We start from the raw sequence: 25,510 nt of genomic DNA on the forward strand, positions 1-25,510 counted from the left end.
GAGGTAATATATTATTTCAATATTTTATTTTGAAGTAGTGCTTTTTGATATAGTTTTTTCATTTCATTGTTGATCTCTATTGCTTTCAATTTTGCTGAATCCGAAAAGTTTTTTCCTGAGGAAGAAAAAATAATGGATCTGGAAGAATTGATGATGGAATTTGGTCCTGAATTTTTTACAATATCTTCCAATGACCCTCCTTGTGCTCCATAGCCCGGAATCAAAAAGTTTAGCTCCTTGTGCGTTTTTCTCAAATCACCGATTTCTTTCGGGTGAGTTCCACCAACTACAATTCCAACTTGATTGTGAAATTCTTGATTCAGTAAATCAGAAAACTTGGCAACTTCCTTATAAAAGAAAATATCATCAGAAGTTTTTAACTTTTGAAAATCGCTCGAACTTGGATTTGAGGTGAGGCACAGCAAAAATACGTGTCCCTTGGACATTTTTAAAAATGGCTCTATGCTATCTTTACCCATATATGGAGATAGTGTAACAGAGTCAACTCCAAGCTCATCAAAATAGTACTTAGAGTATTCTTTTGCAGTATTTGCCAAATCTCCTCTTTTTACATCTGCTATGATTGGAGTTTGCGGATAAGTTATTTTAATATATCGAATTAATTTTTCAAATTCAGAAAAGCCTCTACTTCCTCTTCTTTCAAAAAAAGCAATATTAGGTTTAAAGCATACGGCTTCTTCACAAGTAGCATCTACAATTCCTTTGCAAAAATCCAATAATGGGGTTGGAGAATTTTTTATACTTTCGGGGAGCTTTTCTTCTTCAGGGTCAAGCCCTATACATAAAAAACTATTTAGTTTTTCTTTTTGAAGATTTATCTTTTCGTAAAAGCTCATATTTTTTTCTCTATATGTGAAGCGTCTTCGTGTATCAGTCTTGCACCCGCACCAAAAGTAATATAGCTCCAAAGCCAAGTAATTAAAATAGATACCTTATTTTTAAATCCTACTTGATAAAACAAATGCAACAGTAACCAAGAAAGCCAACCTACAAATCCTGAAAATTTAAAGATTCCTAAATTGGCTACAGCATCTTTTCTTCCAATAGTTGCCATATTGCCCTTGTCGATATAATGAAATTCTTGCAATTGCTTTCCTTTGGTTAGTCGAATAATTTGCTCTGCAACATACCTCCCCTGTTGCATCGCTACAGGGGATACGCCCGGAAGAGATTTACCGTTCTCTTCAAAATAAGCAAGGTCTCCAATGATAAAAATATTTTCCATTTCTGGTATTTGACAAAATTTATTTACATAAACTCTACCGGACTTATCCAAAGTAGAATTTAATTTTTCACCGATTGAGTTGCCTTTCACTCCGGCAGCCCAAATAATATTATGAGAAAAAATCTTCCTATCTTGAAGGTGTACTCCTTTTTCATCGATGTTCAATACTTTTTCATTCAGTAAAACTTTGACTCCTCGTTTTTCTAACTGCTTTTTGGTAATCTCGGAAAGTTTTTCGGGGAACGAAGACAGAAGTCTTTTGCCGGCTTCGATTAAAAATATTTCGCTCATGGCAGGATCAATTTTACGGAAGTCTTTTCGAATAATTTTGTGTGACAACTCAGCAATCGAGCCTGCAAGCTCTACACCTGTTGGTCCTCCACCAATAATTATATACGTCAAAAGCTCAGAGACCTCTTCTTTTGTCTGGGCAAGCTCTGCTTGTTCAAAAGACAAGAGAATTTGTTTTCTTATCTTTAGTGCGTCTACCAATGTTTTTAGGCTTGGCGCATAACGCTCCCAAGAATCATTTCCGAAATAACTCGTCTCTGCCCCACAAGCAAGAATTAAATAATCATAAGAAAGAATTCTTTGGCCAATATACAAAATACTTTTTTCTTTGTCTATGTTGGCTACCTCTGCAAACATTACTGATACATTTTTCCATTTTGTAGTCAAAGATCGAGTAGGGATAGCAATATCTGCCGGACTTAATACTGCAGTTGCGATTTGATAAAGCAAGGGTTGAAATAAGTGATGATTTATTTTATCAATAACTGTAATTTTTATTTTTGAGTGCTTCGCTATTTTTTTTATAAATTGCAGACCGCCAAGACCGGCTCCTACAATCACGACATGAGGTTCTTTAGAGATAGCCATAATTTTTTATACACCTTTTTTCTGAAAAGAATGCACTATTTTACCAATAAAAATTTTTATGAATACTGTAGAGAAAAAAAACTTCATCATACTTGTTAAATGCCACATAAAAAATCGGATATGTCTGTGACTTGTTCTTCTTGCATTGTGGACTACTACTGAATCAGGACAAAGAGCTATTTCCAAGCGAGCCAATCTAACCCTTGCACATAAGTCAACGTCTTCATAATATAAATAAAAATTTTTATTGAAACCTCTAATTTTTTCAAATATACTTTTTGGCATCAAAAGAAACATTCCTGCAACCCAATCCGGGTAGATAATCTCTTTGCCAATCATATAATCACTGCCCCTGCATTTACCGAATAATTTACAAATAATTCTTAATGGGGTAGGGAAGAATCGTGCGTTATCTTCTATCTCTCCATTTTCATTGAGTACTTTGGGGCTAACAATTCCAATAAAAGAATTTTTTTGTAGGCAATGGATTAATTTTGAAAAAGGATCAGACTGAAAGCGAATATCCGGATTTAAAATACAAAAATATTTTCCCTTGATTTGTTGAAACGCTCTATTGTGATTTTCTGCAAATCCTTTTGGAGACGAGTTTTGAATCATAGAAATAGGAAATATAAAATCCTTCAAAGAGAAGGGAAGAGCTTCTTTGGTATTTAAGGTGAGAATCACTTCTAAAGAATGTTTTTTACAGTGTTGGTTTAAATCTTTCAAAAGATTTAAAATTAAACTTAGATGAAAATGACTCACTATCGAAATAGAAATTTCTATTGAGTCATTTGTTTGAATATTCGCCATTTAATAAAAGGCTTGGAAGTGCACTGTTACGGCCTAAGTAAGAAACTTACAATAGACCGTAACAAAAAAATTTTACTTTTTAGAATTGGCACGAATAATTGAAATCATAGTTCTAGTCCCTCTTCCTGTCATCTCAAAATCTTTTCCAGTTTCTGATAGTAGCAAATCAGAATCGTTTTGCTTAATACTTTTTAAGAAGGCATCCATCGAAAACTTTGAGTCATTTTCCAGAACATAACTTGGGTCTTCAGTCATTTTAGGACCAAATGCTTTTACAATCGCTTTATCCAAAGTTTGAGAATGCTCTGCCGCAAAAGTGCTTTGATGATTCATTAACTCTTCAGGGGTATTGACACCAGAGTAGATGGAATCACCCTTTGAAGCAAATTTGACTAAATTTTGATAGAGAGGATTTGTGTCAGTGTAAGACTTTTCTAAAGCAACAGAAACAAAATCTTCATAAGCAAAATGTCTATTTCCAAGAAGAGTCTCTGCCTCACTTTGAATTTTTGCTCTATTGGGAGACAGGATAAATTTAATATAGAACCACCAGTTTGCACTTGGAGAAGCCTTTGAGTGATAAGGCTGACCTAAGTCTTGAATGTAATGAGAAGCCCAAGCAGAGAATCTATACGCCCAGTATTCGTGGCCGGTTTGAAGTGCAAGCGATGCAAGTCTGGAAAATAATTCGATTCGATCCAACATCATCCCACCAGAAACAATATTTGGAGCAAATTTTTTGATTAATAAATTCTCGTGTAAAAACTGCATGTGAAATGGTGCCTTAGAACTTTCTCCTTCGTTTTTGCCGTAAGGTTGAGTCCCGTATCCGTATTCAGGAAAATCCCACAATTTGTGATCCATATTCCAATCAGGCTCATCAATAAAAGTAGTGAGAATGGATCGAATACTAACGTCTTGTCCTGTTACATCTTCAAACACCATATAAAAGTTTCCTTTATAGGTTTTAAAGTAAGGAGAAACTAAATCTTTATCTACAGTTTTTAGAGTAGGTTTAGATCCCGGTAGAATCCGATTTACAAGCATGTATTTGGTAGAAGGATTTAATCTTGCGGCTTTTAAAAATGCTAAAGTATTCGGATTTTTTACTTGGAATTCTGCTTTTTTGAAACGGGTTGAGCCTCTTTTCCCAAGCCAAATATAATAATCATCAAATAAAACTTTGAGTTTGTCTTTTTCAGATGCAAGAAATTTGTCTAAGGTTTCAACTTTTACCTTTTTATCCGTGAATGCCATAGAAGGATGCTCTAAAGATCTATCCATGACTAAATAGTGAGATCCCCACGAAAATAGGGAGTTTGTGCAAACCAGAAAAGCGAAAATGAGTAGAATTACTCTGCGCAATAAATTTAGTTTCATTATTCTTACCTTGTTTTTGAATTGAATAGACATAGTGTAAGTTTTGCCTTTTCAAAATCAAGAAGAAAGTTTCAAGAAACTTGCAAAATCTAAAATTCTGTCTTGAACTGAAAATTCGCAAAATAGACCTCTCCTTTGCCGTCTTTTTTTCTTGAGCCACTAATATTAAATACTAAAAATGAGCCTGAGGTTTTTAGCTTAAATATAGCTTTTCTATCTGTTAGAATTGTATTTACATTTTCTCCATCGCTCCACTGCTCAAATAAAGATTTGAATTTATTCTCTTCACTTTGCACTACGGAAGAAATTTCAAATTTCCAATTAGGAATTGGTTTTAATGTGAGCTTAAATTCGAGTAGCTTGTCTCTATTTTTTCTTTCTTCAACGCCAAGTAAAAATTCTGTAGATTTTAAACGATACTCATACCCAAAACCTCCGGCTAAGGTATCGCTTGTTTGTTTTTCTTCTTCTAAATCTTTTTTCTCGTACCATCTTCCTTTCACACAAAAGGCACCTAAATTTCCGGAAATTAAAGCTGTATTGAATCCGTAAACACTTTCAATAGATCCGGGCTTTCTTTCTTGAAATGCTTCGATTCTATCGTAATGGTATCTGGAAATTTTTACAAAGACTGCGTTTGTATTTTTATCAATTTGCGATTTGTCGCTATTCATGGCAAATAAGTTTCCTTTGTCTTCTCTGTAAATAGATACTTCTGTTTCTATTCCTTGTCGCGGTACGATTAATTTTGGGTTTATATATCCATAATAATTTTTTTTATCTCCAAGAATCTGTGAGCTGATTGTAAATTCCGGCTCTCCTTTTTTATCGTCAAATTTCAGATTACGAAAATCTAAATATAAAGTTCCGTATTTTGTTTCAGGGGAATAGGTGACTGCAAATTGATCTTTGGGAGATTTTAAATAATAAGAAAGATTATTCTCTGAAATATTTTTTCCCATGAATACTCCAAACCCCCATCCACTAAAAAATCCCCCTGCCCAAACAGATCTTTCGAGAGGTTGAGGAATAATACCTGTTTCAGGATTTTGAAAAGCAGAATAAAATTTTTTATCTCTCAATAAATAAAATCCGGGAATTGCCTTGTATCTGTGTCCCGCAGAAAGAAAAAAATATTTGTTTTGGATTTGCCCGGAGCCGTAGAATATTTCGTTTCTTTTTTCTAAGAATGCTTTAAAATAGGAGTAGTCGATAGCTCCGAATACACTTGTTTTAGATTGGCTATTCTCTTGAATAAACCTACTTTGCAGAATTTCAGCAGTTCCGCCTAACGTGTATTTTATATTTTCATTGGAAAGAATTTCTGTTGAGAGGATAATAATAAATAGAAAAACTTTGCTATTCATTTTTTGTCTCGGATTGACTTTTTTTGTATTGGAGATAATTTAATTTTTTAACTATTGCCTGCGGTAGAGTTTTTAGTATATTTGAGTAAGAGTCTTTGGATTTGCTTGCAGTTCTGATTTTCAAAGCGATCGCAAGTGGAATTTTTTCTTTTAAAAGCTCATCCAATGTTAACGGATAAACGATTTTTTCATTTTTGATTTTAACATTTTTTTTCTTTTTATTGAAATGAATTTCTTCTTCAAAGATTGGATTTTTTTCTTTACCCAGTAAACCCGAATTGCTTTGTTCTGAAAAATTGTACGCTAAAAATGCAGTGCTTTCGGATTTTTCTTTTGATTCAGGAAAACTTTGATAAAATCCAAGTTCACTGTTTCCGATTTTAAATCCAATAAGAATAGAAAATAAAAACTCAGGAGGATCGTGAGGGTAAAATTTTTTCCCTGCCTGGAATGTTAAATAAAATTGCTCTCCACTTTTTACCCCAAAAGAATATTCTTTCTCAAATTTTTGAATATCGGAGTATAGGAAAAATATTTTTTTATTTTCAAATAAATGAACTTCGGTAAAAAAAAACTTCTTTTCAGATTTTTCTTTCTCATAACCTACTCCAACTTTAATGTTATAAAATGTAAGATAAGGGAATAGAGCGTAATTAGTTTTTTTTAGTTTAACTTCCGGTGAATCTTCTATGTATGGATTTTTTTTAATTGTTTCATAATTGGAAAAAGAGGAGAGTACCCCACCGCGAATTTTTTCAGAAAAATTTTTATTCAGATTTAGGAAAACACCCGGATTTGTGGAATTTATCCTATCATAAGTCTTTTTATTTGTAAAAATTCCTAAAAAATTTTGATCTTCGTGAATACTGAAAAAAACTACAGTTGGTTGAACCGCGCATAGGCTCGCCCCGCATAAAAAAAATACAAATGCAAATACAAATCGTCTCATCAATAGATGAGGTAAAAAAAATCGAGCTTATTAGAAAAAAATGGAAAAAACTAAGTGCACTTAAAGTGTAAAAATACAAAAAAATAGGAAAAAAATTAAAAAAAATTTATATTTTTCCCTAATTTTGTCTGATCCACATAGTATTATTTTTTTCATAGATGAAAAAATTTACTTGCAGTAACTAAACATAGTTTTAGTATGGTAACAAAAGTATAGTTATTTGCTTTTTGATATTTTTTCAAAAATTGAAAATTTTTTATAAAATTTACGATTTTTGTCAAATTTTTATCGAAAATTCATAGATTATGTCGTCTAAATATAAGAAATGGAGGGGTGCCATGGTGATAAGATCGTTGGAACAACCCGTTTACTACAGAAACAGAAGAGGGGGCTTACCCGGAGCAGGCTTAAAAGCTAAAGGTGTAACCGAATCTCCTCTGGCAGGAAAATCTTTTGAAGAATATCTAACTGAAGCATTTCAGGGTGAGATTGTTCAAGAGGGCAATTGGTATTCAAGCCAATTAACTGAAATGGGAATGAAAAATTTAAAAAGAATCTGAAGTTATCATTCAGAAAAGGGGATTCAGATCCTCGCTCTAAAATTTTAACAGACCCGGAAAGACTCGAAAACTGGGAATTGTTTGCAATTCTTATAGGTAAGGGTTGTAAAACAAAAAATGTAGAAGTTCTTTCCAAAGAGATTCTTTCTAATTTCGGGGGCTTGATAGGATTTTTAAAAGCATCTGTAGGCTCTCTTTTGAAACTTCCCGGGATCGGGAATGCAAAAGTTGCCAGCTTACTTGCAGCCAAAGAGCTTGTGAATCGCTTTAAACTGATTCATTTGCAAAGCTATGATAAAAATTCTACGATTAAATTGCAAGATATATCTGAACTTCTATACTTGCGAACAGTTAGAGAATTCAGAGAGTGCTTTTTTCTTGTTCTTTTTGGTGCGGATAATCATCTTATCCATATCGAATTACTGTCAAAGGGAGGCTTAGAAGAAGTAGGAGTGTATCCAAGAGAAATCGCAAAAGTCGCCTTAGACTACGGAGCCAAATCAATTCTAATTTCCCACAACCATCCAAATGCTGATGCAGTCCCAAGCAGAAAAGATATAATTTTATTGGAACGGTTAAGAGAGATTTTACGTCCATTGGAAATCACGGTAATTGACCAGTTGACTATCGGTAAAAATGGAGTGTATTCTTCAGATAAAAAAAATTGGACATATAAGCAAAAATAGAAATTTTTGTATAAGAATATTTTACGTGATAAATTTTTTTAGGTATGAATAAATATGAAATCTCAAAACTTTCAACTTCTCAAAATCCTTTTGGTAAATCTATAGTCGGAGTGGTTCTTTGTGGTGGGCTTTCTAAAAGAATGGGGACGGACAAAGGCACATTGAAAACTCGCGGGAAATACTGGGCAGATTACTCTTTAACTATTTTAAAAAATTTTACAAATACTGTTATCTTTTCAATTCGTGAGGATCAATTTGGTTTATACAGAAAAATTTTTCCAAATTCAAATTTAATTTTAGATAATGCAAATGCTAAGGGCCCGTTGAATGGAATCCTAAGTGTCTATGAAAAATTTCCAGATTGTGATTTACTTATTCATGCCTGCGATATGATTTCAATGGATAAAAATATAGTTTCAATATTATATACAAAATTTAAAAATTTCACTGGCTTCGAATTTTATGTTTTTAAAATTGATGGAAAAATTGAGCCTTTGTGTGGAATTTACACTTGTCATGGATTGAAAAAATTAAAAAATCAAATTGATTCGGTAGGTTTTCAATCCTATTCACTAAAAGAAATTTTAGCAAAATTCAAAACTCTTTATATAGAGGATGAAAATATTTCTAAAAATTTTTTCAAAAATATTAACTATCCGGAAGATATATTGCTTGAATAATAATATTTTAGAACATTATAAATTCTTTCTTTGAATAAATTGATTGTAAAAACTTAAACACTGCTACCATTTACTATAGACAAAAAATCTCATGTTGAAGTTTTTGTAAGTATAACTACAAAGAATTTTTAATATTCGGAGAATATAGTTTTGGAAAGTATATATAAGAACACTACCAGATTTAGCGATCTGGATACGCAAAGACACGTAAATAATATCGTCTATGAAAACCTTGCTGAATCAGGAAGGATTTCTCTTTTGTCGGAATCTGGTTGGACATTAGAAAAGCTTTTAGGAGAAGAAATACATTTTCGTCCTGTAAAGTGTTTCGTGAGTTTTACAGAGCAGCAAACAATGGGAACAGAGATTATAACAAAAACTAAATTGTTTCCACAATCGGATGGAAAGCTACACTATTCTACTCTTATCTCTAATACAACCTCTACAAAAACAGCCTGTCAGATTGAGTTTTTGTTTGAGCCTCGCAAAAAAAATAAAAAGTTCGTTGTATTTGAAAATCTTTCAGAAAAAGCACCTTTTGAATTTGAGAAGGTCAAGAAATTTTCTGGAAGTTGTTCACAAATTTCATTTATCCATACTCCAAATTTATCCGAGAGAAATATTTTTGGAGTATTGCCGGGGGCATCTTATTGGAGGATATTTGAAGAGTCTCGTTGGGACTTTATGTCAAAACTTGGAATTACTTTTGATTTAATCAAAAAACAAAACTCTACTATGTTTTATATGGGCGGGACATTCCACTTTCAAAAAGAAATTCCCGCAGGTGAAAAATTAAAAATCTATACTTGGATAGATCGAATTGATAAAATTTGGGTGTATATGAGGCAAGATGCCTTTAGCGAGAAAAATAAAGATTTACTCATGTCAACCAATGGAAGATTTTTAATTGTTTCTGTAGATAAGGCTCGCCCTAAAAAAGCAGATGAGCCATTAATAAATTTGTATAAAAAATATACAGAAAACAAATAAGCTGTATTCTTAAAAATTTAAACTTGAAGTTGCAGGAACTTTTACTTTATATTTCAAGTTTAATTCTTTTTTGACGTTAGGCGAAATCGTAACCGACCATTCATAAATACCGGAATTTTTAACTTTTTCTTTATACCCTGATGTAGAATTTTCTTGATCAATTTCTATTTCTGCCTCTTCTATATCAGAAACTGGAATTTGATCCATTACATTGATTTTTTTTTCTGATTTATCAAAATTCTCAATAGAAATGTATAAATTTTTTTCAAAGACCTTTTTATTCGATACGATTCCAGAGTTATAGTTTTTAGTATCGACTCTATAAGCAACCCTCACATTATTTTCGATTCCAAAGGATATAGTGAATTCTGATCCTACAGGAATATAAGATATAGAAGACTCTCCTACATACCCGGATTCTCTATAAAGATTTACTTTTCCTGCAAGTAACGGAAAGCTAATTTTATTTTGTATCCTTCCTGTAAGAAAAACAGTCTTTTTTAATTTTGGAATTGTTAGAAGTTCAGGTTTTGAATTTGCCTGAAATTTAGATATAGCTACACGATGAAATTCTTTATCAGAAGGAATTTCAATTTTTTCAGAAGAATGAAAAATAAAACTGCCGGCTGTCTTGTCAACAGAACCTTCAATATTTGTAGGCTCTGTCTCTGCTACAGGAGCTGCCATAGTTGTTGCGCCCCTTGCCGATTCTTTTTTATATAAAAAAAAGTTATCCTTTTTGGTTTGCGTTTCAATATTGTGCAATAATGTTCCAAATACTTTTGGACGAACTTGAGACTTTCTTGGTTCTGCTGTAGAAAGAGAGAGCTTTACATTTTTCCAGTTTTCACCACTTTCTTGTTGAATCTCTGCAATATACTCTACTTCTATTTGTCCGTTTTCAGAAAGAGTGATGTTATAGACCGGATTCCAAAGAGCACCACTCACAAGATAAGAAACTTGCAAGGGATAATTGATAGTCTTGTTAGATGAGTTGATCACTTTCACTTCTGTAGTTCGAATTGACTTTCCGCTTCTGGAGATAATTTTATTCAATTTTTGATCTAAAATAGAAAGCTCAGATGTTACTTTGTCTAACTCTTTTTGTGTTTCATGGGAATAGTTTTCTAATTTTAAAAATTTATTTTTTAGTGATTCAAATGAATTTTTCCAGCCCAAAACTTCTTGTTCAGATTTTGTATAAGCTGCATTGTACGATACAGAACCAATTGTCAATTTTTCAAAATCTGAGTTTAGAGATTTCTCTTTTTGTATAGAAAAAAGTCTCCCTTCTAAAAATTTTCTTTCTTTTTCTTTTGAATCAATCTTTTCTTTAAGCTCTTGGATCGAAGAATCATTAAAATTAGTTGTTAGTTCAACAAAAGAATTTACAGAAGAAATATTTAACTGATTTGATTCAGGGAAACTTGCTCTTAAAGTCGAATCCATTAAGTTTACAGGTAAAGAAGAAATTTTAAAAATTGTTTCTCCCGGAGGGATATTAATCTCTAAACGCCTTGTTATTTGTGCTCTGTCGCTGTAAATTAAAACTTCTTGAATCGGGATCGTTAAAGGCTCTGAAAAAAGTGAAGCAGTGGTTATTGTAAAAATTATAAAGATTTTTTTCATTCGATTTCTGCTCCTGATCCTTCTTTTAAAATATTTTTTGCAGGGTATTTAACAATGTATTCAAATTGTATTTTTTTTTCTTCACCTGGATTCAAAGAAATATTAAAATAAAAAGCACCATAATTTTTCTTTTCCGGATTGTGGGTTGCATGAATAAGCTCAACTTCTATGTCTTTGTCAAATGTGTATGGAATTCGATCAATAACTCTCAACTGTATTTTTTCGTTCTTTTTATTTTTTAGTTGTATCTCAATCGAAGTTTTCACTGAATTTTTTTCTGAAAGAATTCCTTTCTTTTCTCTGTATTTAGTTTCTCTCCTGTCCACTTCAATATTATTGTCCGGACCTAAGTCGAATTTTAATTTTTCTCCTTTAGAGGTCATGTTGAGAATTGAAGTTCCTAAAAAATCTTCTTTGACAAATATATCTAAAGGACCAGCAAGAAGCGGTTCTTTATTTCTCGACAATGAAGAAGCAGACATAAAAACTGATTTTTGCGATATAGGAGAGGTTTCGTAATATAATTCAGAATTCAAATTTTCAATATTAATCATAATTTTATTAAATGAATTATCTGATAGAATTGTTTCTTTTGACTTTGGAAAATATCTATAATCAAATCCACCCGAAGAAGATATAGGTGAAATGAGATTGACTCCGAGCTTGGAATTTGATTGTAAAATAGCCGATCTTCTTGAGATTTCTTCTATTTTTTCAGAAGTTTGTATTAACTCTTTTCGGTATCTTTCATTTAAACGTAAAATTTTTTCTTTAGCTTGTTTTCCATAGTCTATCGCGTCAGAATAGTTTCTGGAAGCAAAAGAATCTTGCAAATTTTGAAAGTCATTTTTTAAGCTGTTCAAATTATTTTCTGTAGCAAAAGATCGAGATTGAACGGCATTGTTAGTAAGAAAATTTTTAGATTGAGCTTGAATGTCTGTTTGTTGAGGACTATATTCATTTGCTTCTTGAGGTTTAAATTTTTTCTTTTCAGACTTTTTACGAGGGCGTGGTTTATAATTTTCTACTTCTTCATCATCAGTGCTTAAAGTGTCACTTGATAGAGAATCATCTGAAATTTGACCGTCTAATTTTGAAGAAGGCATTTCTTTTTCTTCGGAAATTCTTCTTCGACTTTGTTTAGGCGAAATTTGTGGTTTAAGATCGTCTTGGATTTCTTCATAGCCGATTCTCCATTCTTTCAAAATTGGTAGGTCCGAATTTTGATTCGGGTCTGCTGCCGAAAAAGAAAAATCAACATTTTGCCAATCTTCTCCTGTGTTGTTTCTAACTAAGGCGTAAAAAAATAGTGAATTTATTTTTGTAACTGTATCCACTTTTACTGCATAATGCGGATACCATTCGGCACCTGAAACCATATAATCAACGTGAAATTGAATCTTCTCTCGAAGTGAAGATTGAAAATCAATAATGATTTTCTTTCTAACTTTTTCTTCTGCTCTTTTGTAAAAGTCTAATTTTGCTTCTGCTACGAGTAATTCTTCTCGCAAGTTGTCAATTTCTTCTAATTTGGCTATTTCTTGTTTTGCATTTTCTTCTAACATGACACTAATTGTTTTTTGTACAGTATTCCAAATAGAAGGATTCATCTGAATTTCCGGTACAGAAAAATTGGACTCTTTTTTCTTGGCAGTTATACTGTTGATTTTTTCTTTGTGTGAAATTAGAATAGAAAATTCTTTATTTAATAAGTTTAACTTTTTTAAAAGCTCATCGTATTTTATTTTAGCTTCTTTTGCTTGCTCATTCTGAAAAACCTTCTCGATTATTTCGACTACTTGAACACGTTTCACTTTGATAGGAAATTTCTTTGGCTCAAAGCTAATATTGATTGACCTATCTATAATTGATTCGGGAATATTTTCTATGTAAAAACTAGTCAGATGTTTTTTGATATCCAACTCACCACTTCTACGAACATAAGCCTTATTTTGATATAAACGAACTTGAGTTATTTTTGTATCAATACTTTCCGAAAAAATATCACCCGTAAATAGGCTAAACAAAAAAACAAAAAATAGTAAATAGGAATAGTTCATCGTAAACCTTCAATATATTTTTAAAAATTGCGCATTGCTGTTCAATTTTTGAAATTCACAATATTCTAATACTTTTACAAGACTTTTCTTTTGTAAATAAATTTTTTGCTTGATTTGAATTTAAACTTATTTTCATATCTAAATATCTAATAATAGTAAGGAAAATTTATGAGAAATGTGTTATTCTTTGGTTTTATTTTTACTGTAGTCCTTTCTAATTGTGCTCTACCTTATGCAGATAAGCAGTTTCTTAATTTTGATTCCTCGTCCAAGGCTGAAAGAGTAAAATATGAAATTATGGGTGAGAATTTTTTATTCTTAAAGATTAAATCTGGAGATTCTCCTTCTATCCGAACTGCAATCAATGTACTTGCAAAAATAAATTCATGTAAAGATTTAAAAAATATTGATATAGAATTTTTTGAAAATTACTATTTTCTTGTAGGCTTCCCAAAAATTATTATTCTTGCAGATTGTGTGAAAACTGTTGAGGAGAAAAAACAATGAAAATTATTTTATCAATTAGCTTTGTATTTTTATTAAGCTCGTGTATTGTTAGTCACTCGAATAATAATTTAATCGAATACGAATGGAGTTCATTAGACAGCAAAATCCAACTCGTAACAAAATCATATAATGGAAATGCACTAATTCTCGGTATGTTGCCTACAGGTGAAGAGCCGGATACCAAACTTGCACTCCTTGATCTGATGACTGAAAACAAATGTAAAGATTTAAAAAATATTGAAATTGAATTTTATCAAAGAAATTTTATTCTTGTTGGTTTTCCTAGAATGATTATCAGCGCGCAATGTTTAAAATAATTTCTCGCATTTTTTCAAGATAAACATAAACTACAAGTAAAAATACTCTTTTTTGAAAAGTGTATGTTTTATACTAATTTTGAACCTTTTATGCAAAAAGGTGGGAACTCCAATCGTTTTCAAGAGATTACGCATTTAATGCAGAATTTGGACTTTTTCTGTAAAAGTTAAAAAATTTTTTCTAAAATCGCAAAAATTTTATTTCTATCACGATATTATTTTACCTTATATCAAGAGGCAAGAAATGCCGCTGGGGCAGAAACTATATGAGGAAAAAATTTTATAGAGACTACTGAACCCGGAAAAATTTGAGCGAACTCAATCAACAGTTTAATCATTTCAGAAAAATTTATGGATGAGTTTAATTGTAGGACAGAAAATATTTCGAGAGAGGATTACTTGCATGATTTGTTAGAGAGAGTACAGGAATTAATTGCTGTAAAGACTTTTGAAGAAGTTGGATTGTGTGTTGAAACTTGATTACCAAGAAGAAGGCAGAATCTTCAGACAGAAGAATTCATTCTGAGAATGCAGATTGGATTGAGCTTGGTGAGTTTGCTCAATGGCTTGGTATTTCAAGAACATCTCTTTTACTTTCTTTTGTTACTTGACATTGCCGATGGGACATAATCATCCCTGCCAAGTTCTATGACTTTGGAGTTCCACCCAAGGTCAGTTCGATTGCGATAGGAACCTCTTATCAAGAGAAATGAATGTATACGATACAATGACCTGATACGACATTCAAATGCAACAATAAACGAAGAAACCAGAAAAACAAAACTATGAACACAAGATAACCTAAAGAAGACATAGAACTACTCATGCCCAAAAAATGTATAGCTTTACAAAACATAGTTTACAATTAGAATAATAAAAAAGTTGAACGAATTGGCTTGCATAATACTCTTTAATATGAAAGGAATTTTTTAATGAATACTAAGGCTATTGAAAAAGAATATCCGGTAGAAGAAACTTCTGTATTGATTTCTCGAACCAATTTGAAAGGAGTGATTACTTATGTCAGTCCTGATTTTGCTCAAATCAGTGGTTATCCACCAAGTGAGCTAGTCGGAAAGCCACACAATATAATCAGGCATCCCGATATGCCAAAATCTATTTTTCGTTCTCTCTGGAGTACAATTAAACAAAATAAACCCTGGAGTGGGGTGATTAAAAATAAAAGGCAAGACGGAGATTACTATTGGGTTGATGCAACTGTTACTCCAATACGAAAAAACGATACACTTATCGGCTATATGTCTGTCAGAAAAAAACCTCTTCCCGGAGATATAGAAAAAGCAAAAGAATTGTATTCTTTATTACTTAGAGCTGAGAAAACTATCGCTTTTAAATTACAAACTTTTTTTGCTAGCATAAGGGCTTCACTTAGTCAGAAAAAATTTTTTATATCGATTGTTTTATTTTCAGTCGGATTAATCTATTCTATTGGCAATTTATTTTTTTCGGAATGGAATTTAAGAAATATTATAGCTTTGGGAACCCAGTTAATCTTTTTAGTTCTTGGAATATTTACTTCAATGTATTTTTATTTCAGTAAGCAAAAAGAAGAAAATATACTTCTTGAAGCGGCGGACTATATTAGCAGTGGTGGATTGAAAAAAAGTCTAAAGACTTTCAAGCAAGGAGGGATATTTAATAAAGAAATACTCCTACACTTAAAAAGTATTTCTACTGGTCTTTGGGGAGTTATATTTAAAATAAAGCTTAACTCAACAGAATCAGAAACTCTGTCTGTCAAGTTATCAAAGTCAACAAAAGAAATTTCAGAACTAATTCAAAAGCAAGCTGCAGCAACCGAAGAAATTACTGCGTCATCCGAGGAATTATCTGCGACTATTCATTCAATTTCTTCCAGTGTAGAAACCCAAACCGAAAATATTTCCTCTATCAAAGAAAAAATTGGGGTATTAGACGAGTCGATGAACAATGTGAAAGTAGAAATGGGGAAGTTAGACGAAATCTCAGATAAAACGTCTAAGACTGCCCAAGAAGGAGATCAAAAGATTCAGAATCTTGTAGTCAGAATTCAAGAAATTAGCAGCAATTCTGCAAAGATAAATGAAATAGTTTCCCTCATTACAGCGATAGCAGATAAAACTAATTTACTTTCTTTGAATGCTTCGATAGAGTCTGCAAGAGCTGGAGAAGCAGGGAGAGGGTTTGCGGTTGTAGCAGGCGAAGTTTCTAAATTGGCTGATCAAACTGCGGTTAGCGTAAAAGAAATAACTGGACTTATAACTTCGAACAATAAAATTATTCACGCTACAAGTGAAGAAGTTACGGAAACAGTATCGTATTTACGATATATTTTAAATGGAATCCAAAAATCAACGACTCTGCAATAGTAGTTTCCAAATCAGTTCAAGCAGAGGCAGAAAGGATTTCTAGAATAAAAGACAATATTTATGAAACTGAAAAAAGTGCGAATGAGATCAACTTTGGTATTAAAGAGCAAGGGCTTACTGCCAATGGAATTTCTGAAACAGTGATGTCTATTTCACACGAGATATCGGCGATCGGTCAGCAGTTGGACATACTCGCAGAGATTTCCAACAATTTAGTCAAGCCGGTCAGAATGATGGGTGAGCTAATTGATCACTTTGAAGTTTGAAAAATCTGTTTAACGAATTGTATGGAAAAAAATATTATGAATTGGGCTGAAGATTTTTTATACAAAAACTTTTTCAAGCCATTGCTGTTTAATTTATACCCAGAAAATGCGCATGATGTTTCTTTTGAGCTTTTAAAACTAGCTGACAAAATTCCTGGAATTTTTTCTATTTTAGAAAAGAATTTTTCTTTTAAAAGTGCCAGATTAAACACTACTGTTTCAAAAATACAATTTCAAAATCCTCTTGGTATGGCAGCAGGATTTGACAAGACCGGAGAATATTTTCCTTTTTTTGAAAAGCTCGGATTTGGATATGCAGAGGTAGGTACGATTACTGGAGAAGAGCAACCTGGAAATCCTAAGCCAAGGTTGTTTAGATATCCAAACCAAGACGCTTTCATCAATAGAATGGGGTTCAATAACCCGGGTTCAGAGAAGGCATTTCAAATTCTTTCTACACAAAATAATTCTATTCCAATGGGAATTAATATCGGAAAGACAAAAGTTGTAGATTTAGAAAATGCACTTGAAGATTATTTGAAGTCTTATAAAAAACTCTACCCTTTAAGTGATTATTGTGCGATTAATATTAGCTCTCCGAATACTCCGGGTTTGAGGTCTTTGCAAGAAAAAGACACTCTTGCCTCACTTGTTGGAGGTTTAAGAAAAGAGCTTGGTGGAAGTTTTCCGATTCCTACTTTTATAAAATTTGCACCGGACTTTACAGATACTGAATTTGAAAAATTATTGGACGTTGTACTGGACTTGGGAGTGCAAGGAATTATTTTGACGAACACTACCTTGGATAAATCTTTACTACAAGAAAAAAATCCTGAGGAAGGTGGGCTTAGCGGAAAACCTTTACGAGAAAAATCTACTCATTTGATACGCCTTGCGAGAAAAAAGCTAAATGGAAGGTTAAATATTATTGGGGTAGGTGGAATAGATTCGGGCGAGTCGGCTCTTGAAAAAATTTTAGCCGGTGCAGACTTGATTCAAATCTATACCGGGTATATTTACAACGGTCCAAATCTGCCGAGTACCATTTTAAAATACATCGACAATTATTTAGAAGAAAATGGAATTAAAAATATTTCTGAAATCGTAGGAAAATTTGTTTAATTTTTCGTTAAATTTTTTATTTTATAAATGGTGCGTCTGTAAAAGTCATTTTTTACTGAAATTGAGACTCAAAAACTCAATAAAATCGCTATTTACTAGCGTTACAAAAAGCCCAGAAAGTGATTTTTGTAATAGCGTCATAAATAAATTTCTTGATTTATATTAAGTTGAATCTATAATCTTGAATTATGCAAACTAAAAAGACAGTTGAAGAATTACTGAAAACTATTGAGCTTTGGAGAGTGGCAAACCCTCCTAAGGTCGTCGTTCAAAAAGGAACAAAGATTTCTAAATGTATTCAGATGATGAAAGAAAAGCGAACCGGAGCTTGTCTTGTTGTAGAGAATGAGAAACTCTGTGGAATATTTACCGAAAGAGATGTATTGAAAAAAATCCATCAACAAAAGGTTAGCCTATCCGAATTAGTTGAAAACTATATGACTCCAAATCCTAAAACTTTACCTGGCAATACCACCTTAGGGAAGGCGATCCACGATTTAGTCCAAGGTAGTTTTCGACACTTACCAGTTGTGAATAATGAGAACAAACCAATCGGGATGATTTTTGTTCGAGGAATAGTTGATTATATTGCAGAGCATTTTCCGAATGAAGTATATAATCTTCCACCCAAGATTCAAACTTTTACTAATCAGGAGGGAGCATGATTTGTCCAAGTTGTACTTCACACAATATTAATGGAGACGATACCTGCAACAACTGCGGGCACGATTTAAGAGGAAACGATATTGAGAATCCTGAAACAGAGTTGCAAGAGTCTATCATGCTTGCAAGAATTGATTCACTCTTTCCTGTTACTCCTGTGTTTTTAAAACCAACAGATACTATTCGATCTGCGGTAAATGAAATGGTCAAGAATGGACAGGGTTGTGTACTGGTTCACGAAGAAAATAAGCTCATAGGAATTGTAACCGAAAGAGATATACTGTTTAAAGCTACAGACGATTCTATTGACATAGATAAATTTTCTATCTCTACGATTATGACTAAAAACCCGGATACATTGAAAGGAGATGCACCGGTTGCTTACGCAATGAATGCTATGTCGGTTGGGGGATTTAGGCACATACCGATTTTGAACTCGGATAATAGTTATAGCGTGCTATCTGTGCGACGCTTATTAAAACATCTTGCATCTACGATTAGTAGCTAATTTAAAAAAGTTTAGAATAGAATAGAAGGCAGCCATTTTGACCCGCAAGGGATTTTTCTTTATTTTAGTTTTTTCAATTTTTATATCGAGTATTTTAATCGATTTGAATTTTGAGCTATTGTACAAAAAATCCGATATATCAAAAAATTACAGAACTGTTAGAGAAGCGACAGTTGCTATAGTTCCGGGGGCTGCAGTTTATGGGAAGACACCTTCACCGGTTTTGCGAGATAGATTAGAGTCAGCCTTACTTTTATACAAAAACAAAAAAGTTAAAAAAATTCTATTGTCTGGGGATAACGGATCACACTACTACAATGAATTAAAACCTATGTTAAAATTTATGTTAAATAACAAGGTCAGAAAAGAGGATATTTTTGTAGACCACGCAGGGTTTAGAACATTAGATACGCTCATCCGAGCCAAAATTATTTTTGAAATAGAAGATGCGATCTTTGTAAGTCAAAAATTTCATCTGCCAAGAGCTATGTTTATATCCAAACAACTTGGGATCAGAATAGCCGGTTATGAGGCAGACAGAAGAATTTATACAAGTGAAAAGTACAATCGTATTAGAGAATTTTTAGCTAGGAATCTTGCTTGGATAGACATGAATTTAATGCACACAAATCCCAGATTTTTGGGTAAGCCTTATCCTATTTCTGGTAGTGGAGAAAAAACATGGAAGGGATCTATTTTGTAGATCAAAATCTTTCTACAAACTCCCAAAAGCCGATAAATGGCGTACCTGTAAAAAGCCCTGAAAGGGGTTTTGCAGTAGCGTCATAAATGAAAAATTACAGAATAAGCCCTGCCCCTATACAAATATAAGAGCAGGGCAAAAAATTAAACGAAGAAAATAAATGTGATAACTACAAATAGTGGAATGAGTATTCCAAAAGAGTACAGTATATACCCACCAAAACTTGGCATATTTACTTTATTTTCTTCTGCAACTGACTTCACCATGAAGTTAGGCGCATTCCCTATGTAGGTATTTGCTCCCATAAATACAGCACCCACAGAAATAGCTTTTAGTAGTCTTTCCCATTCAGGGTTTGCTAAGATTTGAGTTACACCTGTAGCACCCGTAAGCCCTTTAGCAAGGCTTAAAAAAGTCAGATAAGTAGGTGCGTTGTCCAACACTGATGAGAAAGCTCCGGCAGCCCAGAAAAATTGCCAAGGCTTGGTTACTCCAAGTGACTTCCCGTTTGCCTCGAGTAAAATTAGTGCCGGGATCATAGTTAGGAAAATTCCAATAAACAAATAAGCGACCTCGATAATCGGATTAAGGGTAAACTTATTGTATTCTCTAAGTTTTGGACTTGAAGTAACCTTGGAAAGTAGTATAAGTAATATCATTACACCTTCTCTGATAAATGCAAGAAAAGGATTTTGTTTTATTGCAGGGATATAGTTTTCATTGATAAATGCAACAGACAATACAATTCCGAATAACCATATAAAATTGACTTGTCCATTTAAAGAAATAGGCTCTGCATTGGATTTATCTTTTTTAATATCTGTCTTTAATTCTTTTTTGTATTGGATCGTATCCCAGACAAAATATATACTCAAAAGAACAACTATAGATAAAATCATCTCAGGAAATAAACTGAACGTCCATGTAAACGGCACTCCCTGTAAATATCCTAAGAAAAGTGGAGGGTCTCCGAGTGGGGTGAGCGAGCCTCCAATATTCGATACCAAAAATATAAAAAATACTACCGTATGGACTACGTGTTTTCTTTCGGAGTTAGTTTTCAAGACCGGTCGAATGAGTAGCATGGATGCACCTGTAGTTCCTATAAAGGAAGCAAGAAATGCACCGAGTAGTAAAAAAAGAGAATTGTTCAATGGAGTTGCTTCTATATCTCCTTTTAAAACAATTCCACCTGAAATATAAAATAACGCCCCAAGTAAAATAATAAAAGGCACGTATTCAAATACTAAGGTGTGGAAAATTGTATGCCCCCAGTGGTTAGCAATAAGAATCCCAAAAGAAATTCCACCAAGTGCGAGTGCGATAATCAATTTGTTGTTATTATTTTCCCACCAGTGTGCAGTTACGTGAGAAGCAATCGGTAGAATCGCAATAGATAGTAAAATCGCAACAAAAGGAATGACCGACCAATAAGGAAGGGTGTCCCCTTTGTGGTGATCTGTTTCTGCCTTGACTTCTTTAGCTTCTACTGTAGTAGTTTCCTTAGTAGGGACAGGGGATTTTGTATCTTCTGCAAATAAACCTAAGGTTAAAGAAAAACAAAACCCGGTGATAAAAACTAGATAAAGTATCTTAGAGAAAAATTTCATACGACCTCTTATTTAAAAATTTAAGACATCTTCTCACGATCCCTTTAGAGTTACAAATGCTTTTTTAGGCAGATATCGAAAAAGTTAGGTGGCACGCCAAGGCGGGCAAAACTATTTTGGTACAAACGAAAAATTTTACTTTGCAGCCAAGTCTATTTTTTCTCGAACACGAATTACGTCGTAAGCGAAGTATTCACCCATTTTCCCTTTTAAATTCAAAGGCCCTTTTTTTTCTGCATCAATAAAATCTTTTACGACTTCATAAGTAGATTCACTAATCAAGACACCATTAGTTTTAGAATTACTCTCTAATCTTTGTCCGACATTTACAGTATCACCAATGACTGTGAAGTCTTTGCGATGAGTCTTACTTCCTATATCACCAATGTACAATTTTCCATAATTGATTCCAATTCGTATTTGAATCGGAACTTTCTGGTTGAGGTTAAATTCCTTTAGTGCCTCGACCATTTCAAGCCCTGATTTAACAGCTTGATAGGAGCCGTCTTTATCACTGAATATTGCCATTATCGCATCACCAATAAACTTGTCTATGATAGCGTTGTTCCTTTTTAGCACGGTGCACATTAGATCAAAATAATCGTTCAATAAATTGATCAGATCTACCGGCTCTAGCATTTCACAAGTAGAAGTAAATTTTACTATATCCGAAAACAAGACAGTTGCATATATTTCTTTAGCCCGCATACTACTTGAACTTATATTGTGCAGGGATTGTTGTTTTGCAGAAGCCAAGGCTACATCGGAAACATAAAATTTCAGAATTTCTCTTTCTCTATCAATTCTTTTCTCTGCCAAAACCTTTTCTATAACTACGAGTAATTTTTCGATTGGGAAAGGTTTTGTCAGGTAGGCTTTTACACCGGCTCCTGTACTTTTCCTTTTGTCAACAGTTGAGTCTCTTGACGTGAGCATGATAACAGGTATATCTTTTAGCGCATCTTCTCTTCGGAGAGCAGTACAAAATTCCCAGCCATTCATCACAGGCATATCGTAGTCGCTTGTTATTAAGTCCGGATTAATTTCTCTTGCTTTAGCAAGACCATCCATTCCATTCACTGCGGTAAATACACGAAAGCCTTGTTGTTTCAACCCTTGGTACAGCATTGACGAAACAATACTACTGTCATCGACTACTAAAATTTTCTCGCGCACAGAGCGGGCATTTTTTTGTAATAGATTTTGAATTCTGGAAACTAACTCATCGTTGTTGATTGGCTTTGTTAGATAATCGTTTGCACCAGCTTCAAACCCTCGGTCAATGTCTAAGTTTGAATCTAAGGACGATAAAATCATTACAGGTATGTGCTCTAAGTGGGTTGAATTTTTGATTGCCTTACAGAACTCGTACCCATCCATTTCAGGCATTTCGATATCGCTTATGATTATATCCGGTTTACACTTCTTTAAAAATTCCAAACCTTCCCAACCATTGTAGGCGTTCATTATTCGAAAATTATTTGCTGAAAGAACCTCGTCAATCATTTGGTGTATAATCTTACTGTCGTCTACGAGAAGTACGTATTTTTTTTCTGAAACAGCTTTATCAATTTTCATTATAAGCTCTTCTCTCCAAATTGGGAAATAAACAAAATGAAGTTTAGGATCAAAGTCAAAAATAGAATCGTCGTTGTCGTCTGTGTCTTTCTCTGAGCCTATCAGCGACAAAGATAGAATAGGTGTATCTGTAAAATTAATATCTACGCGAAGTTTTTCATAGATTTTTTGAGAAGTAGGGTTTGTTTTTATATCTACAATCAAAAAGAAATCGACTGAATTTTCTTGAGTATAGCGATGAAATTTTTCATAATCGGAAAAATAGGTGATCTGATCTAAGGAGAGTGAATTTGCGATAACATCTAAATAACTGTTTCCTTCAAACGGAGAACAAAGTAGCTCGGTAAAATAATGGATATAGTTTTCATCTTCGGAAAAGAAAGCGATATTTTTATTCAATGTTTTTCCTCTGATAAAAATATTGTTGGATGAGTTCATTTGGCTCTATGATAAATCCTACACTTCCGTCTCCCATAATCGTTCCACTTTTTAATCCAGGAACTTCTTTGAATCTATTCCGAAAACTTTTTGACACTACTTTTTGTTTGTGTAAAATTTCATCTACTATGATTCCATAATAACTATTTTCATATTCAATGACCAAGATGATAGCTTGCTCGGGGTTTTTTATATAGTCTGAAATTTCGTAGTATTCTCCGAGACTGACGATTGGAGTAGTTCGATTTTCAAAGAATATATATGACCCTTCACTTCCGATTGTAAACTGAAAAGAATTTAATTTTGGGATGAGTGTATATAAAATTTTATTTACTGGAAAAATAAATTTGCTTCTTCCCACACAGGTCACAAGCCCTTCTATAATGGAAGAAGAAAGAGGCAATTTAATACTCATAGTTGTCCCTATATTCATCGTTGAAGAGAGGCTGATATTTCCACCGAGTTGTTCAATTGTTGTACGCACAACATCCATTCCAACACCTCGTCCAGAAATTTCAGTGATCTCATCCGAGGTAGAAAATCCCGGCATAAAGATAAGGTTGTAAATCTGGCTATCAGTAAGCTCTTGATTATTTGTAATAATTTTTTTTTCAATCGCTTTTGAAAGAATTTTTTCTTGGTTTAGCCCTGCCCCATTGTCTCGAACTTCAATACTTACGTTATCAGCAATATTTTCTACTTTCAAACTAATAGTCCCGAATTCTGATTTTCCTTTTTTTAGTCGATCTGCCGAGCTTTCAATACCGTGGTCAATACAGTTTCTGATAATGTGCGATAAAGGAGAGTGGATTTGGTCAATCAATGTCTTATCAATTTCAACTTCACTTCCAATTGTTTCAAATTGAATTTTTTTATTTAGCTTCTGACTCAAATCTCTTACAGTTCTGGAGAGTTTGTTAAAAATACTCCCGATTGGAAACATTTTCATTTTTAAAATATTTTTTTGTAACTGCTCTATAGTAAGCTCCATTTGGTCGAGTTTTTCGGCAGTACTTTTATCTTGGTTATTATTAGAAATGGCTACTTGCTTTACAAGAGACAAAGCGATGGTCAATTCTCCAACCATCTCTTCTGCATCTTCAATTTTTTTTTGAGGAACACGAATTGTATCTGTCAAAAGTATTTCTGTTGTTTTGTTTAACTGGTTTGCATTGTCCGTATCCGTTTGATCTGTTTTAATATGAGAAACAGCTCCACCCGATAAAACAGTTTGTAGTTGTTGAAGGGGTTCTACAATATCAACATTTTCAAAAATAGCATCGGGAATTTCTTTTGTAAGAACTTTTAGTTTGAGACTGATATTTTTAATCATTTTTTTTATAGTCTCTAAAACGGATAAGAACAAAGAAATTTTTTCACTATCGATTAGGATGAGCTTACTTCTGCATTTTCCCAAGAGAGTTTCAAATGCGTGGCTCAATGTTTGTATATCAGAGAGTTTCAGAAAACCGGAGTCACCTTTGAGAGTGTGTATTCCTCGAAAAATTTCGTTGATAACCGATTCATTTTGAGGACTATTTTCAAGAATGAGCATATTGTCTTCAACAGCACTTAATATTTCGCTGGAGCTGGTAAGAAAATCATTAAGTAGATCTTTTTCTTCGATTTTAATATTTTCATAAGAGTTTTGAACGTTCTCTATATTTTGCAGAGCGATTGCAACTTCTGTAACCTTGTCCAAGCCTTCCTTATTTTTAAATTCATGAAATGTTCCAATGCTATGTTTTACACCATCTTTCCATACCGTGTTTAAAAGAGATTGAAATTTTTGAGTCATCTGATGAATTGTTTGCAGTTCTGAAATAACCATAGACTCATTTTCCTTTAGATACTCACTTGGCATATCATCCAATTGAGAAAAAAATTCTTCGATTTTGCTTATTATTTCAAAAACAAATTTGAAAGAATCAGGAGGTGCTTCCTTCAAGTGTACAGATTGAATGAATTCTGCACAAATGGAATAAGCGTTTCTAAATACGGCAAGATCATCAATCGTAAATTTACGATTCAAATGAGAGAGAAGAGTAAAAAGGTGGATGCAATTCAATGCCTCAAGATTTTCTGTATCAAAAAGAGCAAGGCTTGCATTCAAATCACTTCGGATTGAAACTGTTTGTTGCAATGTGTCTAAAAATTTATGCTTTGTAGTTTCAGAGAGTTCCATTGATT

General features: G+C 33.1%; 22 protein-coding genes. 11 read left to right on the top strand and 11 right to left on the bottom strand.

Annotated elements, in window-relative coordinates; all coding sequences use genetic code 11:
• Positions 1-11: 11 nt before the first annotated feature.
• The 6 genes from pyrF to HS129_12735 all read right to left on the bottom strand — a co-directional run bounded on the left by pyrF (position 12) and on the right by HS129_12735 (position 6,634).
• The gene (gene pyrF, locus HS129_12710; protein MBE7412897.1) at positions 12-857 is read right to left on the bottom strand and encodes an orotidine-5'-phosphate decarboxylase; all 846 of its coding nucleotides are present in this window, start codon (positions 855-857) and stop codon (positions 12-14) included.
• On the bottom strand, positions 854-2,125 hold the full coding sequence (locus HS129_12715; protein MBE7412898.1) for an NAD(P)/FAD-dependent oxidoreductase: 1,272 nt from the start codon (positions 2,123-2,125) through the stop codon (positions 854-856). Before HS129_12715 ends, pyrF begins: the two co-directional genes overlap by 4 nt.
• 6 nt (positions 2,126-2,131) lie before the next feature.
• Entirely contained in the window at positions 2,132-2,938 is an 807-nt protein-coding gene (locus HS129_12720; GenBank protein MBE7412899.1) for a glycosyltransferase, read from the bottom strand.
• A 72-nt stretch (positions 2,939-3,010) separates the two neighbouring features.
• On the bottom strand, positions 3,011-4,222 hold the full coding sequence (locus HS129_12725) for a hypothetical protein (GenBank protein MBE7412900.1): 1,212 nt from the start codon (positions 4,220-4,222) through the stop codon (positions 3,011-3,013).
• Positions 4,223-4,407: 185 nt separating this feature from the next.
• The gene (locus HS129_12730) at positions 4,408-5,685 is read right to left on the bottom strand and encodes a hypothetical protein (GenBank protein ID MBE7412901.1); all 1,278 of its coding nucleotides are present in this window, start codon (positions 5,683-5,685) and stop codon (positions 4,408-4,410) included.
• Complete coding sequence (locus HS129_12735) at positions 5,678-6,634, bottom strand: hypothetical protein (protein ID MBE7412902.1); 957 nt, start codon at positions 6,632-6,634, stop codon at positions 5,678-5,680. The genes HS129_12730 and HS129_12735 overlap by 8 nt, the downstream gene beginning before the upstream one ends.
• Before the next feature lie 338 nt (positions 6,635-6,972).
• Between HS129_12735 and HS129_12740 the strand changes: the two genes are divergently transcribed.
• From HS129_12740 to HS129_12755, 4 genes are all read left to right on the top strand, one after another.
• Positions 6,973-7,194 (top strand): hypothetical protein, encoded by a 222-nt coding sequence (locus HS129_12740; protein MBE7412903.1) that lies wholly within the window; start codon positions 6,973-6,975, stop codon positions 7,192-7,194.
• The gene (gene radC / locus HS129_12745) at positions 7,191-7,880 is read left to right on the top strand and encodes a DNA repair protein RadC (protein ID MBE7412904.1); all 690 of its coding nucleotides are present in this window, start codon (positions 7,191-7,193) and stop codon (positions 7,878-7,880) included. The genes HS129_12740 and radC overlap by 4 nt, the downstream gene beginning before the upstream one ends.
• Before the next feature lie 44 nt (positions 7,881-7,924).
• The gene (locus HS129_12750) at positions 7,925-8,560 is read left to right on the top strand and encodes a molybdenum cofactor guanylyltransferase (GenBank protein ID MBE7412905.1); all 636 of its coding nucleotides are present in this window, start codon (positions 7,925-7,927) and stop codon (positions 8,558-8,560) included.
• Between the two features lie 150 nt (positions 8,561-8,710).
• A complete protein-coding gene (locus HS129_12755; GenBank protein ID MBE7412906.1) occupies positions 8,711-9,550 on the top strand; it encodes a thioesterase family protein in 840 nt (279 codons plus the stop codon).
• Positions 9,551-9,559: 9 nt separating this feature from the next.
• On the opposite strand, the gene HS129_12760 is transcribed toward HS129_12755, so the two are convergent.
• Positions 9,560-11,179 (bottom strand): mucoidy inhibitor MuiA family protein, encoded by a 1,620-nt coding sequence (locus HS129_12760; protein ID MBE7412907.1) that lies wholly within the window; start codon positions 11,177-11,179, stop codon positions 9,560-9,562.
• On the bottom strand, positions 11,176-13,239 hold the full coding sequence (locus HS129_12765; GenBank protein ID MBE7412908.1) for a mucoidy inhibitor MuiA family protein: 2,064 nt from the start codon (positions 13,237-13,239) through the stop codon (positions 11,176-11,178). Before HS129_12765 ends, HS129_12760 begins: the two co-directional genes overlap by 4 nt.
• 168 nt (positions 13,240-13,407) lie before the next feature.
• On the opposite strand from HS129_12765, the gene HS129_12770 reads away from it, so the two are divergent.
• The 7 genes from HS129_12770 to HS129_12800 all read left to right on the top strand — a co-directional run bounded on the left by HS129_12770 (position 13,408) and on the right by HS129_12800 (position 19,694).
• A complete protein-coding gene (locus HS129_12770) occupies positions 13,408-13,746 on the top strand; it encodes a hypothetical protein (GenBank protein MBE7412909.1) in 339 nt (112 codons plus the stop codon).
• Entirely contained in the window at positions 13,743-14,063 is a 321-nt protein-coding gene (locus HS129_12775) for a hypothetical protein (GenBank protein ID MBE7412910.1), read from the top strand. Before HS129_12770 ends, HS129_12775 begins: the two co-directional genes overlap by 4 nt.
• A gap of 932 nt (positions 14,064-14,995) precedes the next feature.
• The gene (locus HS129_12780) at positions 14,996-16,432 is read left to right on the top strand and encodes a PAS domain-containing methyl-accepting chemotaxis protein (protein MBE7412911.1); all 1,437 of its coding nucleotides are present in this window, start codon (positions 14,996-14,998) and stop codon (positions 16,430-16,432) included.
• 302 nt (positions 16,433-16,734) lie between these two features.
• A complete protein-coding gene (locus HS129_12785; GenBank protein MBE7412912.1) occupies positions 16,735-17,820 on the top strand; it encodes a quinone-dependent dihydroorotate dehydrogenase in 1,086 nt (361 codons plus the stop codon).
• Between the two features lie 188 nt (positions 17,821-18,008).
• The gene (locus HS129_12790; protein ID MBE7412913.1) at positions 18,009-18,485 is read left to right on the top strand and encodes a CBS domain-containing protein; all 477 of its coding nucleotides are present in this window, start codon (positions 18,009-18,011) and stop codon (positions 18,483-18,485) included.
• Entirely contained in the window at positions 18,482-18,991 is a 510-nt protein-coding gene (locus tag HS129_12795) for a CBS domain-containing protein (protein MBE7412914.1), read from the top strand. The genes HS129_12790 and HS129_12795 overlap by 4 nt, the downstream gene beginning before the upstream one ends.
• Before the next feature lie 34 nt (positions 18,992-19,025).
• Positions 19,026-19,694, top strand: a complete 669-nt coding sequence (locus HS129_12800; GenBank protein ID MBE7412915.1) for a YdcF family protein — start codon at positions 19,026-19,028, stop codon at positions 19,692-19,694.
• A gap of 143 nt (positions 19,695-19,837) precedes the next feature.
• Here the strand turns inward: HS129_12800 and HS129_12805 are convergent, their stop codons facing one another.
• The 3 genes from HS129_12805 to HS129_12815 all read right to left on the bottom strand — a co-directional run bounded on the left by HS129_12805 (position 19,838) and on the right by HS129_12815 (position 25,505).
• A complete protein-coding gene (locus HS129_12805) occupies positions 19,838-21,304 on the bottom strand; it encodes a sodium:proton antiporter (protein MBE7412916.1) in 1,467 nt (488 codons plus the stop codon).
• Between the two features lie 135 nt (positions 21,305-21,439).
• Positions 21,440-23,320, bottom strand: a complete 1,881-nt coding sequence (locus HS129_12810; protein ID MBE7412917.1) for a response regulator — start codon at positions 23,318-23,320, stop codon at positions 21,440-21,442.
• Complete coding sequence (locus HS129_12815) at positions 23,274-25,505, bottom strand: chemotaxis protein CheA (GenBank protein MBE7412918.1); 2,232 nt, start codon at positions 25,503-25,505, stop codon at positions 23,274-23,276. The genes HS129_12810 and HS129_12815 overlap by 47 nt, the downstream gene beginning before the upstream one ends.
• Positions 25,506-25,510: the final 5 nt, after the last annotated feature.

The organism is Leptospiraceae bacterium (assembly GCA_015075105.1).
Lineage (GTDB): Bacteria > Spirochaetota > Leptospiria > Leptospirales > Leptospiraceae > JABWCC01.